Below are 22881 nucleotides of genomic sequence, written 5' to 3'. Positions count from 1 at the left end.
TGCAGTCAGTCTCAATTAAGCCAGGTGACTCTATTTGTACTCAGACTTATTTCAGCCATGTTATTCAAGCCTGACTGCAACTTAAAGGCGCCATGGGGCTCAGTCCTGAAATAAGACTTAGTGAAGCCATGTGCCCCATTGTCGCAGGAGGACTCCAGTGAGCAGTGGGGGTGCTTTGGAGCTCCCAAGGTCACCGGCTGCAACCAGACATGCAACCTCGTCTGTTCTTAGCATATTTTCACAATGCAAAAGCGCAGGTTCTGTGCAGCCTGGTCCTGAAGCATGGTCCTGTGGCCGGATACTGGCTTCATAAGGGACATGTTCAGGGCCAGCTCAGGGTCTGTTCATGGCATATGTAAGCTTTCAGTAGCGCACGCGAACCATAAGCCGGGTTGCGGTGTTTCCCTTAGTTTCACTTCTCATTTGAGCTGCTTTTGCAGGTACTGGCAGGTAAGCCATGAGCATGTACTATCTTTATCACGATGTGAACATACCCGGGCCATTGCCTGTATGGCCTGAGCAGCCTGATAATCTTGATCTGATGACAGCCCGTTTTGACTGTCACGATGAGGCTGGATGGTACCGCACCACTGATGAGGACAGAATCGACAGGGTCAAAAAACGGATCTGGCGTCGCCGTATACTCTACACTTTCAGCAAACGCAGCTACCCTGAGGGCAGCACCCGACCATGCGGTATTGCACGACTTCCCTCAGTGAGCCTCCCAGACTATGCATGGAAACTTATCACTGATGAAGATCGCCTCAAAGCCCTGATTCCTTTTAAAAAGCAGTGGCGTGGCCGCAAGAATCTGCTGCAAAGAGAGGTAAGTGCTGTTTTTGAGCGCACCATGATGGCTGATATGCTCAGGGAAATGCGTATTGCCCGCCATATCAGAGTAAGGAGACATAATGCTCTGTGCCTGACAGGACAGTTTCATCGCAGCTACAGCACCTATATGACGCTCAATACATTCAGGCACAATACCCGTGACTGGTATGTCCGTCCGCTGCGTTACGGCCATATGACTCCTGTACTAAAGGGTACCTCATGGGAAGAGCTAAGCAGTGACCATACTGAGCTGCTCTTTGCAGCGCTCAGATATACCAGCCTCAGTCAGACCCTGGAAGATGCTACCGATCTCAAGATCAATTACAGTCAGCTAAAAGACTTTGTAATGCGTAATTACCGTATTGACCTCACCATACCGCAGCTGCGCGCAGTCATGGCCCGCTACCGCTGGGCACGCCGCAAAGAGCTGATGCAACTGGCACATTCATATCTGAACAATATCCGCCGTCGCAAATCACGTCAGATCAGGGTTCTGCGCTATACAGGCAAGGGCTTTAAGTACTCTGTGCTCAGCAAAAAACCGCGTGCCACTTTCAACTGGTAAACAAAAGGCTCCTGAAGGATATCCTCAGGAGCCTTTTTGTTGCAGGTCTTTCAGACATTTAGCTACGACAGCTATTTGAGCAGCCATCTCCCTGGCTATAGCACTGGCCTGGCCATGGTCATAGCGTCTTACTATGGCAATGTCGCTCGCTGCAGCTTTGATATCAGCCGCAGCAGCATGCGCCGGTGCCGTCAAAGCAAACGCCTGACCACCGACCTCCCTTGCTGCAGATGCTGCAGAGGGACATGACCTTATGGCATCTGCCAGCCAGTGGCTGCCCGGCTGTCCTATTGTCACAGAGCACATGTCGTTACTGCACTGCCTGCCAGGCAAGGCCAGCCGTCAGATGATTAGATGGCAGATCATGGGCAGCACAGGTCTACTTGACATTACATCGGGCGGTGCCAGGCAGCACAGGTCCTTTTGCCATTACATCGGGCGGTGCCAGGCAGCACAGGTCCTTTGGCTATTGCATCAGGTGGGGCCTGTGCAGCCAGGGGATAAGATGCAGTGCCTGTTTATTCCTGCCTGTCGCTTAAAAACACAGTAGGAACGGAGCGGCGGAATGTGCCGAAGGATGGCTTGATTCCGTACTTGCTGAATACGGCAAGAGCGTTGGACAGAATGGAAAGCAGATCCCAGGAGATGAAGTCGATGTAGTAGAAGTGTGATCCTACGGCCTGACCGGTTACCACTCCCAGCTGTGCATCCTGAGAGCCATTAATGGCATCATGAATCTGACCAATGAGGTCATCAAAGCTTACTTTGGCATTAATACCGAATACCGAAGCAGCTTCAACTGCCAGATAACCGGCCACTGAGCCATTCTGATGGAGCTCATCAGTCATCTTGTAGCTGTTGCCACTGAACTCATTGATAAGCTGGAAGGTACGGCTGCTGCCGGTCTTGATATCGGTACGATCAGCAAGGACATTTACGGCAGGGACAGCATCACCTGAGCCTGAAGAGGCGGCTGCAGCGCTTTCAGGGCTGTCCTCATGAGCAGCTGCTGCTGTTGCCGGAGCCACGTTGCGATCAGCAGTGGCACTGGCTGAACAGCCACCGGCTGCTCCAGATGGAGGGGCAACACTGAAGTCATAGTCGCGGTATGAGGAAGTGAAGAGATCGTCTTCGCTCTGGTCGAGTCTGACACCGGCATTGACCAGCCACTGATACAGATCGGTCAGAGCCACAGCTTCACCCTGAGCATCATCAGGGGCCTTGTCATCATAAATGACGTCAAAGGTTACATGCTGAGTAAGGGATGCAAGCTCTCCAAGAGCTGCATAGGCAAGGCTCAGATAGAGGCTGTAGGCACTGTAAACGTTGGCTTCAAGCTGATCCTTGAGCTTGCTGCAGTACAGGTAGACATTATAGTCATTGTTGCGGCGGGCAATGTAGCAGCTGACATCCTCAAGACCTGCGCTGTCCTTGCCCTCATTGAGAGGAATACGCAGGCTCTCATCGCGCTGCTGACCAAGACGCAGCCTGATAAGCTGAGTAAGCTCACCAGGAGCATGCTCAATGAAATAGCGAATCTGCAGAGCACGGGCAATGCTGCCTACCGGCTTGATGGTAATGACAGGGTCTAATACCAGGGCTCCGGGCTCCTTTTCACAGGAAATGGAAAAAGAAACACGGGCAAAGGCAAAATTGAGCAGCTTTCTTACTCTGTCGTTAAGCTCGGAGCTGATGCCCTCCGGGCTTTCAAACTGCTGGCGGATATCGGTAAGCAGACGTGGCACTTCTTCGAGCAGATTGCGATAGCATTCCTGACAGCGCTCGGCAAAGTTGTGAGCAAAGACAGGAACCTGCAGAGTCTCCCGGCAGCTGTTGAGATACTGGGTGCATGGCTCTGTGTATTCCGGATCGGCTGAAGCCTTCTCCAGATAGCGCATGGCGCTCTCAGGCTGTCTGAGATAGTAGTAGCACATGCCCACGTGGTAGTTCCAGATAGGGGATTCGTAAAGAGTAATAGCATGACGCATCAGCAAATCAACGGCATTTTGCAGCAGCTCCTGATCTTTGCCCTCAGACTGCATGAAGTACCATGAGGCCAGCATACAGTCTTCTTCAGCAGTGCGGCTCTGAGGATCCCTGGCAGCAATTACTTCCATGTTTCGGACAAATTCAGCGTCGTATTCCTGATTCTCATCAACGTTAGTGTTGTTCTCATTGGCCATTACAGCAATCCTTCCTGTCTGTACGGGCAGTACGCTGCCCCTTCAATAACATATCTGCAGCCATGCAGGACATCAGCGGTTTTACAGAGTAAATCTCCAAAGCCCATGTCCGGCCAGACGGCAATCACCCCACCTGCTGTCGGAGTTTTCCAGCTGTCATCCTGTCAGCCATAAAGGCTGTGCATTCGGCCCCGACCAGTCTCCCTTAACATCAGGCAAAGGGGCGCAGCTCAATAACAGTCAGCTCAAAAGTCTGTATGAGCGTAACTGACAGGTTCATTGAGCTTAGCTCACAGGTTCATACAGCCGAAATCTGGATCTGATCATGTCAAGACTGACGCTGAGCTCCATGGCTGCTAAAGCAAAGTGTGGTGAGGCTAAATTGTAGCATGCACTGCAGTTAACCGCCTGAGACTGTATTGACCATGGCCAAAAATGTTCATGCGGCGTGCACAGAGCAGGTAAGACAGGCCATGGCATCCTTTGTTCAGACATGAAAAAAGCACCCTTAGCGGGTGCTTCTTATCAGCTGGTTTGAGTTTCAGCTTCAGACCGGGCTTTGCTGGTCCTCATTTTCTACTGTCTATCTCCAGGTCAAAGCCGCAATAAGTACGCAAGTGGTCTTCATCAGGTGAGCATATATAGTAATATGGTGGCCCTTCGCATGGAAACTCACCAAATTCGTCTTTGGGAGGCACTATGCCAAATACGAAGTCGCCCTTATGCCTGCCAACATATTTAACAGTTCTGCCAGTACCTGAAAATTGTTTCTCCAGCAACTCCTGGTAATAGCGCTTTGTATATTTGCCCATTAACCCTCCTTATCACCCCAGGCTTAGCTCATACTGCCTGTAATTAAGGAAAGTATCCTCAACTCCTGCTCCGGTCAAGGCGCTGTTTTGAATTTCTGTACCTGTATCACATCTGCCGGCTGTACCCTGTCAAAGGGCCACGAGGCAGCACGGCCACGTGAGAGCTTGCCAGAGCTCTTACCTGACCATTACATCATTATCAAATGCATCATCCTTTTCATCTCAAGGTGCAAGCACATCATGTCCATAAACGATGCCTGCTCACAGTTGTGCACCAACACATTGTCCTGAACCTGTTACGCTTTATAAAGCATAGAGTATGGCAGGCAAAATAAAGGCCGCTCAGTTTGCTCTGAACGGCCTGAAAATTCTTTGCTGCCTGTTTTGTGCAGTACCTGCAGCTGCATGCATAAAGATTTTATACAGCGTCTAAGCACCGCCTGTCAGATGCACATGAGCCGGTTATATCCGGCTGTGTCAGTAACTTTACTGTTTCAGTAACTTTACTGTGTCAGCGACTTTACAGTCAGGCACAGGCGCAATACAGCAACTGCCCCATGCGTCAGAGCGGTATTCCACCTTTACTGCGCGCTGCAATGCGGCTCGGCGGTTCCCCGGGCAGTGCAGGACCTGGTACAGGAGTATGCGTTTTGACAGCCCTGGTTTGCCTGTCTGTGACTTCAGTTAACTTTATGCATCCCGGGCTGGGACAAGTGCAGCGTGGCGGAGATTAGTGCTTGCGGTCGATGATTTCGAGCTTGTAGGAATTATGCTCTCCAAAACGGTCAATGCTGATGGTAAAGCGGATGTCACTGTGATCGGTAAGAGGCAGGATCTCACCGTCAGGGATATTGAGATTGCACTCGATAATGTTCATGGCCAGTATGTCTATCATGTCGAGCAGCTGGTGCACTTCCATATTGCAGTTGTGAATCTCAAGCTCAAGCCTGTCCAGTACCTCTAGACCAACAGTGTAGGCATTGATGCTGTTGCCCTCACCCTGCTCCAGATGTTTCCAGATAAGGTTGCCTACAGGGAAGTGGTTGTCGTGAATAATCTCGGCGCGCTCGATATAGAACTGAGGCTCGAAGATAAAGCCACGGTAGAACACGCCCAGAGTCTCAGGCAGTGAGGCCAGCGCGGCCATGAGCATGACAAAAGCAGGTGCCATTTCATGCTTTTTAAGCTCGGAGCTGGTCATGGTAATGCACAGCACAGCCTGATGCTCGGAAATTACCGATGCTCCCATTGGCCACATGTAATTAAGTCGGGCAGCCTGCAAAGCAAGGTCTTTCTCCATAGGCTCGTCACTGAGGGTTACCCTGGCTGTTACATGCGCAAAGCTTATCGATACTGAGGTCTCATCAGATTCAATGACGGCATCAGCATGTTCATTGAAATCAAGGCCCCACATTTCCTTTACAGCCTTTATCACGCTGTCACGGTCGAGCACGGCCTTATTGAGCAGCATGAAGCCTACCAGAGATCGGCTGTGGTCTACTGAGGACATGCACTGGGCAAAGAAGGTGGTACGGAAAGGATCGAGCTCCTGGTAGTCAAGATCATGATTATCAAAAATGTAATCAGGGTCAATGCCGGAAAGATCAGCGGTATGGGCGCCTGAGTTCTTAATGCGGCGTCCCATGTATTTGATGAAGTTGCGGGCGGCAGTTTCATCATAAATACCCATGTCAGCAAAGACTCTGCAGCCCTGACGCGGGTCAAAGCTGGTAAAGCCTGTTACCAGAGCAAAGTGATCCTGCTCCTCATTGAGCAGTTTGACCTTGAAGACATAGCTTAACTGACCAAGGCACAGATAGCCTGCTGCAAACTCAATGTGCTGCAGCTTCTCAAAGTCGGGAAAGTTTCTGCGGTATTCTGCAACAACCTGTTCCTGAGCGCTCTGAATATGCTTCTGAGGGATAGACATCTTTGATCCTTTTTCACTTTGACAGTAATTTTTGCCTGCAGCTACTTCCGGGACAAAATCCCGGCTTACAGCAGTGTTAAGCCTTTTACTACGGCAGCGCCACCTGCCCGGCAGCACCACTGCCCAAAAAACAAAGGCAGCGCCCGCGCCATAAGGCGCCATCAGGAATGCCGCCCGGCCGGATCCGGCCTGGACCGGCTGCCAGAGGCTGCACAGTGCCATGGCAACATAAGATCCTGTGTAACCTGATGCATGGACATTGTTAAGTAAACGTACAGTTTAAGGCACAGACTTTTGACCGGTTCCGCCTGCGCGTTCCGTGCTGATGCAGGCCAGATTCATTGTTAAGGACACATGATACCAATGGCAGGGATAAATGGGGCCCATGACATTGCAATGTTGCCGTCCCCGGTCACAAAAAAAGATACAGAAAGTGCCACTTTGTCAGCCCAGTTATACGCTCAGCGCTGTATGGCCATGCCCCACAGAACTGTAACGCCACGGGCAGAAGCTCCCGGTAAGAACTGCACTGACCCCACGAAAAATACCTGAACGCCCCGGCAAAGCCTCCAAAATGCGCTCCTAACGGCTCCGGGCACAATGAAACTCAGGCATCAGTCCCGCTGTCAGTACGTTACCTGATGGTCGACCACAGCCCAACTGAACCATAACGGCAGCACAGAGCTGAGCTTATGCCGTGGCAGGAAGCCCCGGCAGGCAGTCCTCTGGCCTGCCGGCATCAATGCCAGAGCGATCGCAAGGCTTCAATTGCAGCGCAAAAGATAAAGGCGCATGACGGCGCCTGTGATTCCCGAACTGAGCCCAGCACCGGCATAGCCGGTCCGGCTCCATAATCATGCCTGAGCGCGAAGGTCAGTCAAAGCAGCCATGCTTCGTATGAACGGAGCAGCAGCCACAGCAGCCACAACTGCCAGGCTCAATGTCTGGCCCCGCTGCAGCATCATGGCCGAGCGCTAAGGTCAGTCAGCGCGCTATGCCCTGGATGTCCGCAGCTGTCTGCACAGCTTCTATGGCCTGCCTGAGCTGCACTTTGTTATCTCTCATTAGCTCCGCAGGAACATGGCCAGGGCGGGATGCCGGCAGCAGCTGCCCGAGCGCCCCTGTCGGGCAGTGCTTACAGTCGCTTGTTCGTCACTGAGCCACTTATGTTTCAGGGTATGGCACATGCAGCTGCGGCCGCTGCGTGGCCATGGCCATTGCCTGGGACGGGCGGGGCAGCCGACAATGCTGGCGCCTGCTGGTGGCAGCCGGCTGGGGACTGCATGCTGAGCGGCTCACTTTGACTGGGCTTGGGGCGGGCTACTTGTCGAGCTCAACCTCGCTTAAGGAGTAGGTGGCACTTTGAGGGGCATTTCTGGAGCGCACCAGAGTGAATTTGAAGGCATGGCCATTGTAGGTGCGGCACACACCGCCATCAGGTACAGGATGATTGACCTGAACCATGCGGGCAATAATGGCATGCAGACTGGTCAGCAGCTCGTCGCGTGACAGTGGTGAGTTCTTAAGCTCCATCTCAGGAATGAGGAAGCGGTTAAGGCCACGCGACAGGGCATTGATGGTGCCGTCCTTATTGGTGGAAATGCGGATAAAGGTATGCAGCTGAGGCATAAGGGAGTTGTTATCAAGCTCTTTTACCAGAGACAGATAGTCCTGAGGATCATAAACAGTGCCATTGAGCATAATGCCCACAGTCTCCTCAAGGCAGCACAGTGCCCCCAGGATCATGGCAAAGTTCATAAACACCAGCGGCATTGGGCGGGTCATCTCAAGATAGTACAGATCAAGCACACAGCCATGCTCACTGGCACGGCTCATAAGATCCGGGGTACGGTAATTGTAACCCACGGCCTTCTCCAGCTCCTTTGCCGGTACCGGCTGACCTGAGCAATTGAGCAGAATGGAGGCCTGATCGACCTTGCGCACCCACTCTACCGGATCCTGATTCATGGCCATGTTAAGGGCAAAATTATGAGGCAGGCGATGACCCTGAGCGCTGTTGAGTCTGTCATTTAAGGTTGAGAGATCAAAGCTGCTTCCCTTGAGGAGGATACGGGCATGACAGCAGATATTCAGACGGCCCTCACCAAGACGCTGCTGCTCCTGAGCGGTGAAGTCATCCTTGAGAGTGACATACTTGAGCTTGTGGCTGGAAAAGCGCATTTTGGCAGGCACAGTGCGCGCGCCACCACTGACGCTCTCCTGACCACCAGTACCAGCAGCGCCACTGTCTGCCGCTACACCAGCCTCACAGGCTGACTGCAAGGCAGAGGCACCGCCTGCGGCGGTCACTGAATCAGAGCCGCCTGAGCCGGCTTCACCTGTACCTTCTGCCTTACCGCTTGCAGCGGTCGCACCGCCGGAGGCGGCGCGGGCTGCAGCTGTTGCCGCGTCAGATACGGCCTGCAGGGCAGCCTCGGTGCGCTGACGCTCTTCCTGCTCAAGGGCAAAGGCCTTGACCAGCAGCGGAGCCAGCTCCTCGCGGTACATGGAGGTACGCTCGGAAATATCAAAAGTGGCACCGGTTTCAAAGCTGTCAAAACCGCCGGCCACAATCAGCTGCGGCAGGGATTCGGCACACAGGTAAACCTTAAAGGCGTAGTACAGGCGGCCACGGAAGAAATAGCCCTGGGCAAATTCGATTTCCTCAGGAGGCAGCTCCTGAACCTTGCCATTGCGGGCAAAGGCCTCGGCGCCGTTACCATTACGGGCCATACTGGCCTTGATAACCCTGATAATCTTTGAGACATGGTCCTGAGCTGTTGACATGAAATCCTCTACTGATGGCAAAAATCCAATATAAAAGCGCCGCTCCGGCCGACTGCCCCGGTCAAAGCCCTGGGAGGCAATGCCGGGCGCCCCGGCGCGCCCCTGATCACAACGGGCAACAGCGCGGCCCTGGCCGCACTCTGGCACGGCAGGCATTGCTTCCTTGCGCTGCCTCTGTGACTCACCCGGAGCCCTGAGTGCGCAGCGCGCAGCCCCGTCAAAGCTCTCAGGGCAGTGCAGGGGCGCACTGGCCGGGCGGGCTGGTACAGACAATAAGCGTGACTGGAGGTGGCCGTGCAGGGCGCAGCGCAGCAGCCCTGATCCGGCTGTGGGCCATTAATGGCCTGTAAATCCTGAAACATTTGAGTCTGACAGTATAAGCCCCCGCGTCAGGATCAGCTGATGCAGGGGCTTATGTCAGGGGCAATGTGAGTGTTTTCAGAACAGAGCGCTCTGAGCACTGCTGCGGGGCCTGACATCAAATTGATGCCCGGCATGCAGCTGTCTGTCAGACATGCAGCAGGCCGAAGACTGGCACAGCACCCTGCGCTGATGGGCTGGCAGCTGCTGCGGCAGCAGTCGCAGCGGCGGCGGCGGCCTGCCCATCATGGCAGGTCACCTGCCGGATAAAAGGCTCTGCTATGCGACGGGGCAGATTAACTGCCCTGTGGGACCGGGGCTTGTCAGCCCTTATGATCCTCAGGCCTGCTTCAGGCCGCAGGTTAGCCCTCTGAGCCCTCAGCCGGGCCGTCAGCTGCAGCCTGGTCCTGGGCCTGGACATCAGCGCTCTGTTGGCTCTGCTCGCCATCGGGCTGACAGGCAAAGAGCTCCAGGGAATAGACGCGGCTGTCGAGCATGGAGCTGTGGGTGATATGCAGTGTGGCATTGCATACAGGAGGGAACTCTACAGTTACACCATCAGGCAGGGCAGCATTGTTGGCAAGAACGAAGCCGGCAAGGCGCAGCAGAATATCACTTGCTGCCTTGTGATTGCCCTTGAAGCTTTCAATGGCAAATTCAAGGTGACCTGAGGCGGCAAGGCCCATGGTCAGGGCAGAAAGATTGCCATCAGACAGCTCTTCAAAATGTACCCATACCAGATTGTTAACCGGAATGGCGCCCTCATTTTCCTTCATGACGGCAGCCGACTGAGCATACCAGCCCGGCTCAAACAGACAGCCATTGTATAAAACGGCGGCACCATGCTCCATGGAGGCCAGCACTGCCAGCCAGCGTACCATGGTGCAGGCCATGGCCAGCTTGCCGCTGTGACAGCAGACCGTAACCACCAGAGCTCCTGTGGTTGAAGAGCAGACATCGGCAGCCTCAGGCCAGTCACGGTTGAGGGCGGCAGAGGCCTGCAGCAGAGCACTGTCAACAGGCTCAGGCATCAGAGCGATATCAATAACGCAGTCCTGGTAGGTAATGGCCACATTGCCATTGTCACCGCTGGTAACTTCATAGCCCTCAAGAGTGCTCAGATCCACACCCCAGGTGTTTTTGTAACTCTCCAGTGCGGCATTGACATCAAAGCTGTTTTCCCTGAGCAGTACATAGCCCATGATGGTGCGGCTCTGCATGAAGGCAGCCAGGGCATTGCTGTCCAGATCCTCAATGGAGGCGGAGATTTCCTGATAAGGGTGCTCCACTTTGTCAAAGCGGTACTGCTCATCGCAGACAAGTTCAGCAGCATTGAAAGGACGGTTCTGTACAAAACCTTTGATAACTGTATAGCCTACAGCCTCATCAAAGTTGCCAAGGCCGGTCATAACTGTGCCCTGACCTTCAGGATCAAAGCTCTTATAGTCACCGGCAATGGCCATCTGAGGCTCACTTGCAGCAGGGTAGATAACCTTGAAAAGGTAGAACAGGCGCTGATCGCACATTACGGCGCTGTTAAGGGAGATTTCACTTATGCTGCCCTGGCTCTGTCCTGAGCGGTTAAGCTCGTTGATGAGATCCTGAGCGGCCTTTTTGAAATGATTCTGTAACACTGTAATTTCCTTGGTGCAGCCCCGTTAACCTCAAATGCCAGTCAGTCGGAGCCTGAGCTGAACTGCGCTCGATAACATGCCGCCCCTTAAGATACAGTATGCTGCACCCGGGGCTCTGGAGCCATAAGCATACTAAAAATCATGTCTGCAGACCACACCCATTTGCCCGCGCCCGCAGGTACACGCCCTGAACCGCAGCCACAAACGCACAGTCCACAGCCGCCGGCAGCACAGCCACCGGCCACCGCTGCCCACCAACTCTCACGCCCCCAAAAGCCCGGTCTCCTTTCCCAAAGCCACTAAAAAGCACCGCAATTACGCCCCTGAGCCCCGCACCGGCAGCTACCATCACTGCAGTACCCGCAGCAGACGGTCTCACTCCCCGGCATTGAGCCTGGCTCAATGCTGCTACCAGGGCCAGCTGGCCCTGCAGGGCGCTGCGACCGGCAACCAGGGGCCGCCGGCCAGCTGCCGGCCAGCGCATCGGCTGGTGCCCCGGGGCCCCTGAACAGCCCGAGGCCCGCTTCGGCCGGGCCTGCCGGCCGGCCTGCCTGCCGAAAAACAGGACTCAGAGGCCTGATCATGCCGTGCTCAAAACAGGTCCCTGAAAAGCAAAACCCCTGAAGGCTTGCTTCAGGGGCAGGGGTGCGGCCGGACAGGACAGGCACTGCAGGCACGGCTGTGCAGACCATGCCTGTACCGGCCGTTACGGCCGGCTGCATACAGCCAGCCGTGTGGCGGGCCGGGCTTAGTCGTGGGTGAGCGGCAGGTAGAAAGAATTGCTCTTTCTAATCATGCGGGCTACGGCCTTGACTACATCCTGGCTGAAATTGCCCTTGATATAGGTCTGAGGGCACAGGGCTATGAGCTCACAGGCCAGGGCCGGGCCCGAGTCGCTGTCAAGTGGCCTGCCCAGCACAAATTCTATGCCGTCGGCTGTGATAACAGCCGGCATGGCGCAGTAGGTCTTGTACCAGTGAACCAGCACGCCTGGCAGATCGTCCTGAGCAATAACCTTACCCTCAAAGAAATAGCCTATATAGCACAGGGCAAACTGCGGACCTGTAACAGGCAGCTCAGCTATGATCATTGGCTTTGTGTAATCATCGCTGTTGGCGCGGTGGGTAAAGAAGCCGAAACTCTCCACTTCACCCGGGGCCACACGGGCAGGTGAGGCTCTTTCGTATACCTCTTTTAACTTTCTCTGACGTGAGGTGAGCATGTCTGCCGTTGTGCTCAGATTGGCCGGGCTGAGCTTCATGCGTCCCCTGGTGTTGCTTTCCTGCTGGAGTTTGTCCATGACATCAACACGGATCCTGACGGCCTCGGCGGCTAAGCGCTCACTGGTATGGGCAAGGGCATCACGGTAGACAGCGCTTAAGCTGAAGTCCAGGACTGCGCTGCTGTCCAGAGCTTCAATGCGCTCGTAGAAATACCTGCTGTCGAGAATGCGCGGAGTATTGGCAATATGCCAGCGCCAGCGAATGAGATCCCGCTGGTCAAAATACCATTTGTGGTCAACACCAAAGCGCTCGATGAACTTTTCGTAGTAAGGATTGTAAGGTGTTGCAGCCAGCAGTGTTTCGGTTCTCTCGTCGGCAGGGCCAGGACTGGCCTGTTTCATGTTGTTAATCATGCGTGTGAACAGGCTGTCGCTGACCTCAATCATTACCGGCACATATTCAGACTGCGGGGCCTGACGCAGCGAGTAGGCATAGCGGGACATCAGCGGCATGTCATGAGACAGGGCCGGGAAGGAGTAACACTTGCAGCTGAGCCACATTTTCATCACTTCAGACAGCTGTGCAGCCTCGTCATCGGCATAGCTCTGCAGACTGGCCAGGACCCCACGGCGGGCGTCGATGACCTTTTTCATGTTCTCGTAATACTGTCTGTTAAAAGGAACGAACAGATAGCCCTCGGTGTCATACTCCCTGGAAAAATACTCCTCAGGTGAAAGGAAATTATGGGCATAGGAGTCGACATCGGCAGCATAGTAAGGTGAGGCCTCCTGCATGTAGTAATGCTGGACAAAGGTCATGCCCTTGTCATTGAAAAAGCGCCTGTCAAGCACGCTGTTGAGCTGCTCAATAAGAAAGCCGCGCACATCAATGGAGTTTCTGCCTTCGACTATATCTTTGACAATCTCCTCGCCGGCCTGCATGAAGCTCTGGGACATCATGCCGTTTTCAATCATGTAGCGCAGGAAAATTGCCATATGGGAAGCGGCATTTTCCCTTGGTATGGAGAACTCTTTGTATTCAATAGTGGAGGCGTGCCAGCGCACGTCATCCATGATCATGGCATAGTACTCGGCCGCGTTTGCAAAGGCACTGGTACGGTTATTGTCTACCAGAGGATCGGTGTAGATCATCTGATCGATAAGGAACTCGGCGCCGTTTTCCATGCACATTTCCATTTCCTCGCCATGAAGAGGAGTAACGGAGTAGTAGTAAACGTCGCGATCACCTGGCAGCTGCAGACTCTGGGCGCCCGGGGCTACCAGACGGTTGAGATAGTAGACCAGAGCGGCACGCATGCTGGTCTTTTCACAGAAGGTGGTATCGTTGCAGTAGCAGTAGCCTGCCGAAATGCGCTGATGGCTTGTGTGGTAGTGACGGGCCATGTTTTTAAGCAGGCGAACCGGCCAGTAATACTCCTCGGAGGCACTTGGAATAATCCAGTTGTCGTGGAGCATCATGACCAGCTCAACACGCTCGGTGGTATCTTCGTCCTTCTGCTCAACGGCGCTGAAGCCTATGGTGACCAGGGTGTAGTACTTGCGCTCGGCCGACGGCTCGATAACGGCAATATCAACCTTGACATGTTCCCATTTCTCCTCACTCAGGACAAAGGAAACAGGACCAAAGTAATGCTCAATATGCTGCAGCTCAGCATTGTAGTCCTCAGGACTTAAAGACATGTTCTGTCCTGAGCTGCGCTGTGAACTATCCTTGACTGCCATGGTTGAGAGGCTCCTGCAAAATGACTGATGGCGCCCGTATGGTGCAAAAGCAGTATCCTGCAGCTGCAGCGGCCCGGGCCCGGATTTGCTGCAGATCTCAGTCTGCACCAGCAATAATTATAGAGCATACCATATTCTCATTACTGCCACATGGCATGCCCGGGCCGCACGCCCGCCGTCAGGAGCTATTTCAGGACATCGGTCAGGCCCGGCGCCAGGTCTGCCGGCACGGCAGCGCGCCCCATAAAAACGGCATCATAAGCACAGAAAAGTAAAACGGCTGCCCTGAAGTTCAGAGCAGCCGATAATTAATACTGCAAATGTTGTAAGTGATTTATTCAGAGCCCACCGCCCCTGGCACTAATGCCAGAGCTTACAGCCGGCCCTTAAATATGATGCCCGTCAGCGCAGGGCAGCCTCACTGCTGCAGGGCAGCACTGAATCCTGGCTGCGCTGACCTGGCATACTGACTGCCCCGCACTGTCAGCCTGTCCTGCAGGACCTGCAGGACTTGCAGGACTTGCAGGTCCATATGGCCAGCCGGCCTTACCGGCCCGGATAATTATCCGATCCGGCAGGCCGGCCCGTCGTGCAGGGGCACGCGAGCCATGAGGACCTCATGCTGACAGTGCTGAGGGTATGCGCACCATATCACGGGCCCGGGCCAGCCGGCAACTGCCATTCATCAGCTACTGAAAAGGCTGACAGGGCATACAGCGCAAACAGAGCCCGGCAGCTGCCCCTGCGCTCAAAGGGGCACCTGGAGGTTAGAAGCTGAATGCGCCCTCGCCGTCATTGTCGGCGTTCTGCTCGTCATCCTCCTCCTCATCGCAAGGCCACACGCATATAACGGTGCGGTTGAGCTCAAGGTAGCGGGTCAGCAGGTTGAGGCCGGCCAGAACGCCCTCAGGGCAATCGTCAGTGTACAGATCAGGCATGCTCAGAACATCAGGGCACAGGGCAAAGAGATCGCGGGCGGCACGGGAGGCCTGCTCAGTGCTCAGATCGCGCTGCATGGCAAATTCAATGCTGTTGTCGCTGACAGCGGCTACGCACAGGCCATATTCTTCTTCAAGATAGCGGGCAATGCCCATGAGCTCTACCTGGCCGATGGCATCGCCGGTTGCGGTGAGCTGTACATAGGCCAGGGTCTGCCAGGAGTAATCTACAGGCAGATCGCACAGCAGCACAGGACAGTGGAAAACCTCACCGGAATCGTCATCTTCACCGTCCTCATCTTCCTCCCAGAAGGTAGCAAAGTCAAAATTGTCACCCTCCTGCAAATCGTCGGCATATTCCATGAGACTGTTTTCGATCTCGTCCATGCTCATGCCAGCTTCCAGGAGATAGCCAAAATTGCTCTCAAAGAGATCATCGAGCAGGGCGCGTGTGCCCTCATAGACAGGACCGGCCTCACGCAGTACACCGGCTATGCTGTTGTTCGCTTCCATTTCCGAGAAGTCCAGAAACTGGGTGGCCGAGCGCGGACAGGACAGGGTAATGGTATCGCGTACCAGCTGCTCTGTGAGCACTACCATCAGAGGGCGGGTATTGTCAGGGCCGGCAAGCTCGGTAAAACGGTAGTTGAAGTCACAGCCGAGCACATAATCATCAGTGCCAGGACGGTAGAAGGTACCGCAGCCACCGGCAAAACGGTTGTAGGTATTGCAAAGTACGGCCAGAGAGGAGTTGTCAACGGTCACATCCTGATCGCTTACCTCAGCTGGCATGACAGGGCATTCAAAAATGCGCTCATCATTGTCACTTACACGGTAGACAGTTTCTGACCACTCCTCGTAGCGCTCGTCGAGCAAATCACAGAAATAGTCGGCAAAGTCGTCATCACAGACAATGTTAAGGGTAGCCTCGTCAAATTTGTCATCAGAGACGTCGCCATCGCAGTCTTCAAGCAGCTCACTGTCTTCAATTACAAAGAACTCAAAGTCATGAATGAAAGAAGGGCCGCGATCTACATTGTAATAATCGCGCAGGAAGTCAGCTGCATCTTCATTGAAAATCTCATCGGAAAAAGAGCTGTCAAAGGTGTCATTGAGCCACTTGCGAACCCCGACAATATCAAGGCCATCAAGAGCGGATACATATTCGGTTGCAATGAATTCCTTGCTCACAGCCCAGTAAGTTATGGCTGCAGCATGGCTCCATGCATTTTCGCCGCTCAGGCCCAGTTCAAGGGCATAATTCTTCATTTCCGACAGATTTTCGATTTCCATGACAATTCCTCTTAAGTTAAGTACCTGATCCGTGCACTGCGCCTCAGCGCCCGCCCCTGAGGGCCACAGGCCCTGCAGGGCCCGTGGCCTGGGCCGGGCGTGATCGGCCAGCAGGCACTCACGCGCACGACCTCCAGTCTCCGGCAGCGCCTGACTGCAGCCATGGCATGAGGCACAGCAAGGCACAGCGAGGCACAGCCGCCAGCCGTACCAGTAAGGGCCACCCCGGTTATATGCAGGCTCAGATGCTCAGGGCAGTGCAGGACTGTTTTGCCAGCTGCACAACAGCCTGCGCCCGGCCACTTTGAGCGCCTGGCAGCTTACCTGGGCAGGGCAGTTACATCAGGGGTGGCACCGCCCGCGCCCGGCAAAACAGAAGCACAGTAACAGGCTCAAGTGTGGCCTGCTCATCACAGCCGGCAAGGGCACTGTGCAAGCTCAGTCAGCCACAGCATCCGTGGGTGCACAGCTTTGGAGCTATGATACCGAAAAAGGCACAGCCCTGATATAGAGCGCGCTCACACCACTGCAATGCCAGACCGGCTCATTTGTGCCAAAAATAATCACTTTCACAGTCACAATATGGATGGCATTGCCCCGGCCCAGGCGCGTATCTGCCATAAAGGCCGGAGGCGAGAGCGAAAGCATGGGAGGTGCGCGGTAAGACAGGGCCGGGCAAAACCGGTCAATCAGTCGATCAGTAGACCACTCAAGGTTAAACCATGCCGGGGATTGCTGTTCAGGGCCTGCCAAAGGCCCACCAGCCCCAGCCTTTTGCAGGCCGGGCACGGAGAGCTCAGCCGCCTGCACTTGCCATAACTAAGGGACAGGTCATGAGGGGCAGGCAAAGACAGTCCCTTACAGGCCACAGACGCGTAAGGTCCACCAGCCCCAGCCCATTGCAGGCCGGGCACAGAGAGCTCAGGCGCCTGCAGTTTCCATGAACAAGGGGCTGATCATCAGTGCCAGAAAATGAAAGCCCATTAGAAGCCGCAGAACTGATGGTGGTACAGCTGCACAGCCTGATGGCTTTATGACTGTGAAATCGGGTGGGCTGTTAAGGCAGGAGGCCTGCAGGCCATGGGCGGACGGCCGATCCTGATTTACATGGGGCTGCAGGACTGGCGCGACCGGGGTGGCTTTGAGCTCAAAGTGCGGAAGCGGGGTGCCGCAGCTGTAAGTCATGGTGATGTCTCGGGGGCAGGCGGTGGTGGGGGCGGGTCAGGCCTGCTCCTTTTTGCGGGTTTTGGAAATTTTCTTGATGTAGAGGGTCTGACCGTCATTTACGGCAAAGGTGCGTCTTGCTACCTTGAAATTACCGCAGGGAGCGAGAAAGTCATCCTCAACGTGAATGGTGGCACAGCGCAGGTCAGGCAGCTCCATGATCTGACCCTCGTGGCTTTGCATGGCGCAGCTGTGCCATTTTTTAAGGGCAGAGGCCTTGATGACGGGCAGGGCTGAGTCCATGGTTACCTTATTGCACAGGCTGGTGGCCAGCTGCTCAATACAGGCTGCATCCTGGACCTGATCTCTGATGGAATCAACCCAGGTGCCGTCGCTTAGCAGGGCCAGCACAGATGCTGTCATGGAGGCACAGGTATCAGTATCGCTGCCCAAGGCAAAGGCTGCAGCCTTCACGCCCTCCAGAGGCTGGTCAAGATGGGCGCAGGAGAGCATCAGTGCTGTGGCGGCGGCCACAATGCCCGAACCGCTGCAACTGCGGTCAAAGCTGTGCAGACTTTCCATAATCTCAGTTATTGCAGGGCGCTGCGGGGCGCTCAGAGCAGCGCGGACAAGTTCAAGCTCACTTACCATGAAGTCAACATTTTCCTGCCACAGCTGCTCCCAGTTGTTATGGCAGCTGCGCATGGCATCTGTCCAGGCAGCAGGCAGGGCTGACAGGTCAGGAGCTGCCGCCCAGGCGGCCTTATTATCAAGAAGCTGCTGCACAGGGCCGGTCGGAGTAAGGGCTGCACGTTCATCGCTGCTCAGGCGCACCGCGCTCCACAGAGCATAGCCCCATGCAAGGGCGCCCACCAGGGCTGCAGGGTGAGCATGAGTGGAAATGCCGTCGCTGAGAATATGCCCGGACAGCTCACTGAAATCACGGTCAGCAAGGGCAATGACATGAGGCAGGATACGCATGGCTGCGCCATTGCCGCCGGCCCCAAAGTAGTCGGCAACATCACTTTGCCTGCAGCGTTCATCCCAGGGAGCACGGTCAGCAAGCCACAGCTGGGCGGCCTTTTTAACGGCCTTGCCGCCGCCGCGCTCATAAAGGGTCCATAAAGGCAGCTCCACGCGGCGCAGATACTCTGTCCAGCTGTCCCCGTGCAGCAGCGCGCGGCCCACACAGAGCATCAGCTGGGTATCATCGCTGTACTGACCGGCACCAATGAGGTCATAGTGCGGAAAATAACGGCCGCCGCATTTGCGCTCCCAGGCAGGGGCAACAATACCCGGCACGCAAACACCGGCTGACCTGCGCCTCTCCTGAGGCCATCCCAGGGCATCGCCCCAGGCAGCAGCTGTCATGGCCGCAGCAGCCCGGCGGGCAAAATCCCCGGACTTTTCCATGGCCGCAGCTCCGGCCTTACTCCCGGCACCACGAACTCCCATGGCCTCTTTGATTTGTGACATAACTCTCTCCTGACAGATAAAAACACCGGCGCGGCCCATTCTTCCCGCCCGGCTCCCCCATACTCCCGGCACAGTCAAAGCCGGCAGCACGGCGCAGCCGCCCGGGCAGCTCAACGACTGGCCTGACGGCAGCTGAGCATGGCTTTGCCTGCCAGTCCTCAGCAGGCCTGTAAACAGGGGCCTGCCTGCACCATGACAGTATGCCGTCAGGCCGGCAGACGGGAGCGCCGCAGCCTGCAGCACCACCTGCGCCCGGTACAGCCTGGCTTTAAGTGTGTACAGGGTCAGGCTGACCGTATGGCACGGGCAGGCGCTGGGCGGACATGGCACCTGCCGGGCTGCTTTCAGACGCGCACTCGGGTGGTAAAGTGCACCTTGCTTACCATGCTGCCCTTGACCATAGGCTGAACATAGAGGGTGCGCAGCTGCCCGTTATCCTGGGACGGTGCGGCGCCAGTCTGCTTTATGACCAGCTGCTCGAGCCACTGGCACAGAGCGTCGATGGTTAAATCAAGATCGCAGCTGAGCACATCAAGGTAGCAGTACTCCCGGCCCACGGCCCAGCCGGTAACAGACATCACAAAGGCGCGATCGCTGCTCTTAAGATGACAGGTAAGCTCACGGCTCAGACGGCCAAGGCACTCAAGGCCGGCCGTACCCTCTGGCATCTGCCCCTGGGCACAGGCCTCAATTATGGCGCTGCACTGACCTGAAAGGTCATAGCCAGTGGCGCTTCCTGAAGCAGAAGCTCTGCCTGTTGCAGCTGCGCTGCCGGATCTGGCCGAAGCTGCCTGCGGGGCTGCTCCTGCAGCGGCATCCGGGGCGGCATCCGTGCAGTTCTCGAGCAGTACGCTTAACAGGCGGGCACAGGAGGATACAGGCAGGGCCACAGTTAAAGGCACCACGCCGGCGCTCATCAAATCAATGGCCTGGGCATCAACTGATGCACTGTTAAGCTCGAGCATGAGGTCACGCAGGCAGGATACGCCCTCAATGATATCAGCACGCAGATCCGGGCAGGGTTCAGTGCATTTGTTTAAATCAGATGAAGGCACAGTAAGCCAGGCATGGGGATCAAAAACCAGCGGTCCCGGGCGCTCACTTACGCTGCTGTCACATCCTCTGGCGCCATCGTGCTGTGCCCCTGACCCGCAACCACCATTACTTTGTGCCATGGCAGCCGGGCTGTCAGCACCAGCCTGAGAGCCGACACTGGCTGTACTGTGCTGAGCACAGCCATGCTCTGCAGGTAAACCTGAGCCCTTACAGGCCACACCCTGGTCACAGTCCTGAGTGCCATTGCCGGTCGGGGCTGACAGGTCAGCCGGGGCGCTGTGATCCTGGTCTGCAGACTGTGAGCCTGGAGCTGTGTTTGCAGCTGCGGGCACAGCCATGCCTGAGTCTGAGTCTGAGCCTGCGTTTGAATCCGGGGTGGAGCTCAGGTTCTGCTCAGGGCTGCAGTCCCTGCAGCTGTCATGGCAGCTGTCCTTGCAGCAGGTGGCGGCCATGCCCTCACGCTGCGGGCCATTGATGGCGCTGAGCTGACCTGCACCTGGAGCAATAGCCTCACCACGCCTGAGTGCGGCCTGAGGAGCTGTAAGGCCGGGCTTACTTAAATCCGAGTTCCAGCCTGAGTAGTAAAACCAGCGGGTGCTCTGAGCGGCGGCATCACTGTCTACAGGCTCAATGCCCATGGCTTTAAGCGGCAGGGGCAGCATATCAAGGCGGTAGGCAAGCTCAGGACGGCTTTGCACCAGAGCCACGCTGTCGACATGGGTCAGGATATTGAGCTCACCTGCGGCGCAGCCCAGCAGGCGTCTTAGCATACGGTCAAGCACCTGAGGATGCTGGGAGCGGCTGGCCTTAAACCAGGTATAGAGCATGGGATGGTAAATATCCACATGCAGACGGCGCAGACCTGATGTGCTGACCAGAGCGCTGTCCACAGCGGCATTCAGGCGCAGCTGACCTTCACAGCACGAGGCACTGCCATCAGAGCCGGGCTCATTGTCAAAATCATCATCAAAGAGATCAGGGAAGAGATCAGGGTCCAGTCCGGCCAGAGGATCTTCAGCGGCTGCTGTTGCTGCTGACGCAGCCCCGGCCTCAGCCACAGCCTCCTGAGCACCACCTGCTTTACAGCCCACGGTGCTGTCATGGGAGACACCTGCAGCGCAAGGGGCCTGCGCAGCTGATCCTGCAGCTGCCTGTGATCCGGCGGCGGCAGCAGAGCTGTGTGAGAACTTGGTCTTTTTCTGGCCCAGGTTATTGGTAAGGTTGGCCCGGGCAATGGCCTCGTCGGTGCCGGCCTGAGGGCCTGGCACTCCGGCCGTGCCGGTGGCAGAGTTCAGGTCAGGGGTGGTGCCCAGCCACACAGGCAGGGTACGGGCTGGCTCAAGGGAACACCAGCACTCCTCAGTGCCAAAGGTCAGGCCATCGGAGCTGATGCAGGCATGGTCAAGGGCCGGTTCTCCAGTAATAAAGCGCCAGCCTCCGGCAAAAGGGCGGGGCATGAGAGCAAGGAAGTGCTTTATGGGCAGGAGCATGCTGTCATGGCCGACAGCTCCGATTATTACATTGATATATTCGCCGCTCATGCTTACCGAGCAGGTAAGAGTGCGGCTGAGCGAGCTGACAATGGAGCTTATGGTGCGCTGCATCCCGTCAAGGTCAGGGCCGCCGCTGCCCGCTTCACTGGCCATATGCTCAAGGCGCTCGCGCTCCTGAAGCAGATCAAGCCATGCCTTGCGGCAGCGGCTGTGCCAGCTGATAAAGCCGGCACTGTGCAGGACCTGCAAATCACTGACATTAAGGGCCCGGGCACTGTCGGCAATCATGTCATCGATATGAGCTACGGCCGGGAACTGAGCCAGAGCCTCATAGAGGTACATCAGGGCCTGTTCATGCTCACCCAGATAATCAAAGGACAGGGCAAGGGAGACGAAATAATTGAGATCGTCACAGTAATCGCCGTACAGAGGCAGCAGCACCCTGACACCCGAGCGCAGCAGATCTCTGTCACTGCTGCGTATGGCCTTGCGGCAGGTAGCAGCGCCCAGCCAGAAAAGGGCGTCAATACGCTGCTGGCGCTCAGGGCCCGGGGGCATGGCCACAGCCACTGAGCTGTCAGCGACCCTGCCCTTACCCCCGTCAGACTGCACCACAGCGGCAATAATTCTGTCATCCTCAGAGGCTTCAAACCATGCCTTGCACTGCTGCACCAGGGTCATTGCCATACCATACTCCTTGTCAAAGAAAAGAAATAACTCTCAGGCCACACGCCCAGCCGGCCCGCACCTGAATCTGCGCCGGCGCCCGCACCCACACATGGGCCCACGCATGGGTCCACGCATGGGCATGGGGCTGCTGCCGGGGCAGCAGCCAGCCCGGACGGCTGACAGGCAGACATGCAGTCGTTAAGCAAGGCCGCAGCGGCCGCAGCTGTCTGCCCGCTCAGGCCTGCTGCACCCTGACCACCTGCCTGGAGGTGGAATATCGTGCCTGAATGCACATTGCCTGAGACAGGCCTGGCAGGCTGCCGGCCGGTAAGCGCAACAGCTGGGTGTCTGGCGGCACGCGCTGCCGGTCGGGCCTTTTATGAGCACATGGTACCACTGATACCAGCTCCCGGGCATACCGGTCGACCAGCTGGTAAATATCCAGATCCACAAATGCAAAAGGCCGGCACCGGCCGACCCTTAAAAATGCTCACGCAAAAGCTGACAGACAGCCCGGCCCCGGCCCGGCAACTGAATGCCCGAGCTGCACTCAGGCAGACAGGCCGCCTTGTCCATGACATGGGCTGTTGCCAGGGGCTGTCCTGACCCACACGACAGTGGAGGCATACAGGCATTTAGAGGGACCTGTACGCTTTTCAGGCTGCTGCCGTGGCCTTTGCCTGTCCCAGGCACTGCAGCCGGCGCTCGCAGGAAAGCTACGAATG

At 56.0% G+C, this 22881-nt stretch carries 10 protein-coding genes; 1 reads left to right on the top strand and 9 read right to left on the bottom strand.

From position 1 onward, the window contains the following. The first annotated feature begins 457 nt into the window (after positions 1–457). Complete coding sequence (locus MXE39_RS05685; protein WP_246977720.1) at positions 458–1396, top strand: hypothetical protein; 939 nt, start codon at positions 458–460, stop codon at positions 1394–1396. A 518-nt stretch (positions 1397–1914) separates the two neighbouring features. Here the strand turns inward: MXE39_RS05685 and MXE39_RS05680 are convergent. From MXE39_RS05680 to MXE39_RS05640, 9 genes are all read right to left on the bottom strand, one after another. Beyond that, positions 1915–3579, bottom strand: coding sequence for a hypothetical protein (locus tag MXE39_RS05680; RefSeq protein ID WP_246977719.1), 1665 nt, complete (start codon positions 3577–3579; stop codon positions 1915–1917). Between the two features lie 569 nt (positions 3580–4148). Next, positions 4149–4391 (bottom strand): hypothetical protein, encoded by a 243-nt coding sequence (locus tag MXE39_RS05675; protein WP_246977718.1) that lies wholly within the window; start codon positions 4389–4391, stop codon positions 4149–4151. A gap of 730 nt (positions 4392–5121) precedes the next feature. Continuing rightward, positions 5122–6321 carry a DUF4261 domain-containing protein gene (locus MXE39_RS05670; RefSeq protein WP_246977717.1) on the bottom strand — a complete coding sequence of 400 codons (1200 nt, stop codon included), beginning with the start codon at positions 6319–6321 and terminating at the stop codon, positions 5122–5124. A gap of 1320 nt (positions 6322–7641) precedes the next feature. After that, a complete protein-coding gene (locus MXE39_RS05665) occupies positions 7642–9108 on the bottom strand; it encodes a hypothetical protein (RefSeq protein WP_246977716.1) in 1467 nt (488 codons plus the stop codon). A 722-nt stretch (positions 9109–9830) separates the two neighbouring features. Next, positions 9831–11102, bottom strand: coding sequence for a hypothetical protein (locus MXE39_RS05660; protein ID WP_246977715.1), 1272 nt, complete (start codon positions 11100–11102; stop codon positions 9831–9833). A 748-nt stretch (positions 11103–11850) separates the two neighbouring features. Next, complete coding sequence (locus MXE39_RS05655) at positions 11851–14067, bottom strand: suppressor of fused domain protein (protein ID WP_246977714.1); 2217 nt, start codon at positions 14065–14067, stop codon at positions 11851–11853. A 767-nt stretch (positions 14068–14834) separates the two neighbouring features. Beyond that, complete coding sequence (locus MXE39_RS05650; RefSeq protein ID WP_246977713.1) at positions 14835–16298, bottom strand: DUF4253 domain-containing protein; 1464 nt, start codon at positions 16296–16298, stop codon at positions 14835–14837. Positions 16299–17519: 1221 nt separating this feature from the next. After that, positions 17520–18938: an ADP-ribosylglycohydrolase family protein gene (locus tag MXE39_RS05645; RefSeq protein WP_246977712.1), complete on the bottom strand. Its 1419-nt coding sequence runs from the start codon at positions 18936–18938 to the stop codon at positions 17520–17522. Between the two features lie 344 nt (positions 18939–19282). After that, positions 19283–22174: a hypothetical protein gene (locus MXE39_RS05640; protein WP_246977711.1), complete on the bottom strand. Its 2892-nt coding sequence runs from the start codon at positions 22172–22174 to the stop codon at positions 19283–19285. Between the last annotated feature and the right edge of the window lie 707 nt (positions 22175–22881).

The sequence above is a fragment of the Anaerobiospirillum sp. NML120511 genome (genome assembly GCF_023050955.1).
GTDB lineage: Bacteria > Pseudomonadota > Gammaproteobacteria > Enterobacterales > Succinivibrionaceae > Anaerobiospirillum.
The sequence above is the reverse complement of the archived record's forward strand: the minus strand, read 5'-3'. Positions and strand labels throughout refer to the sequence as shown.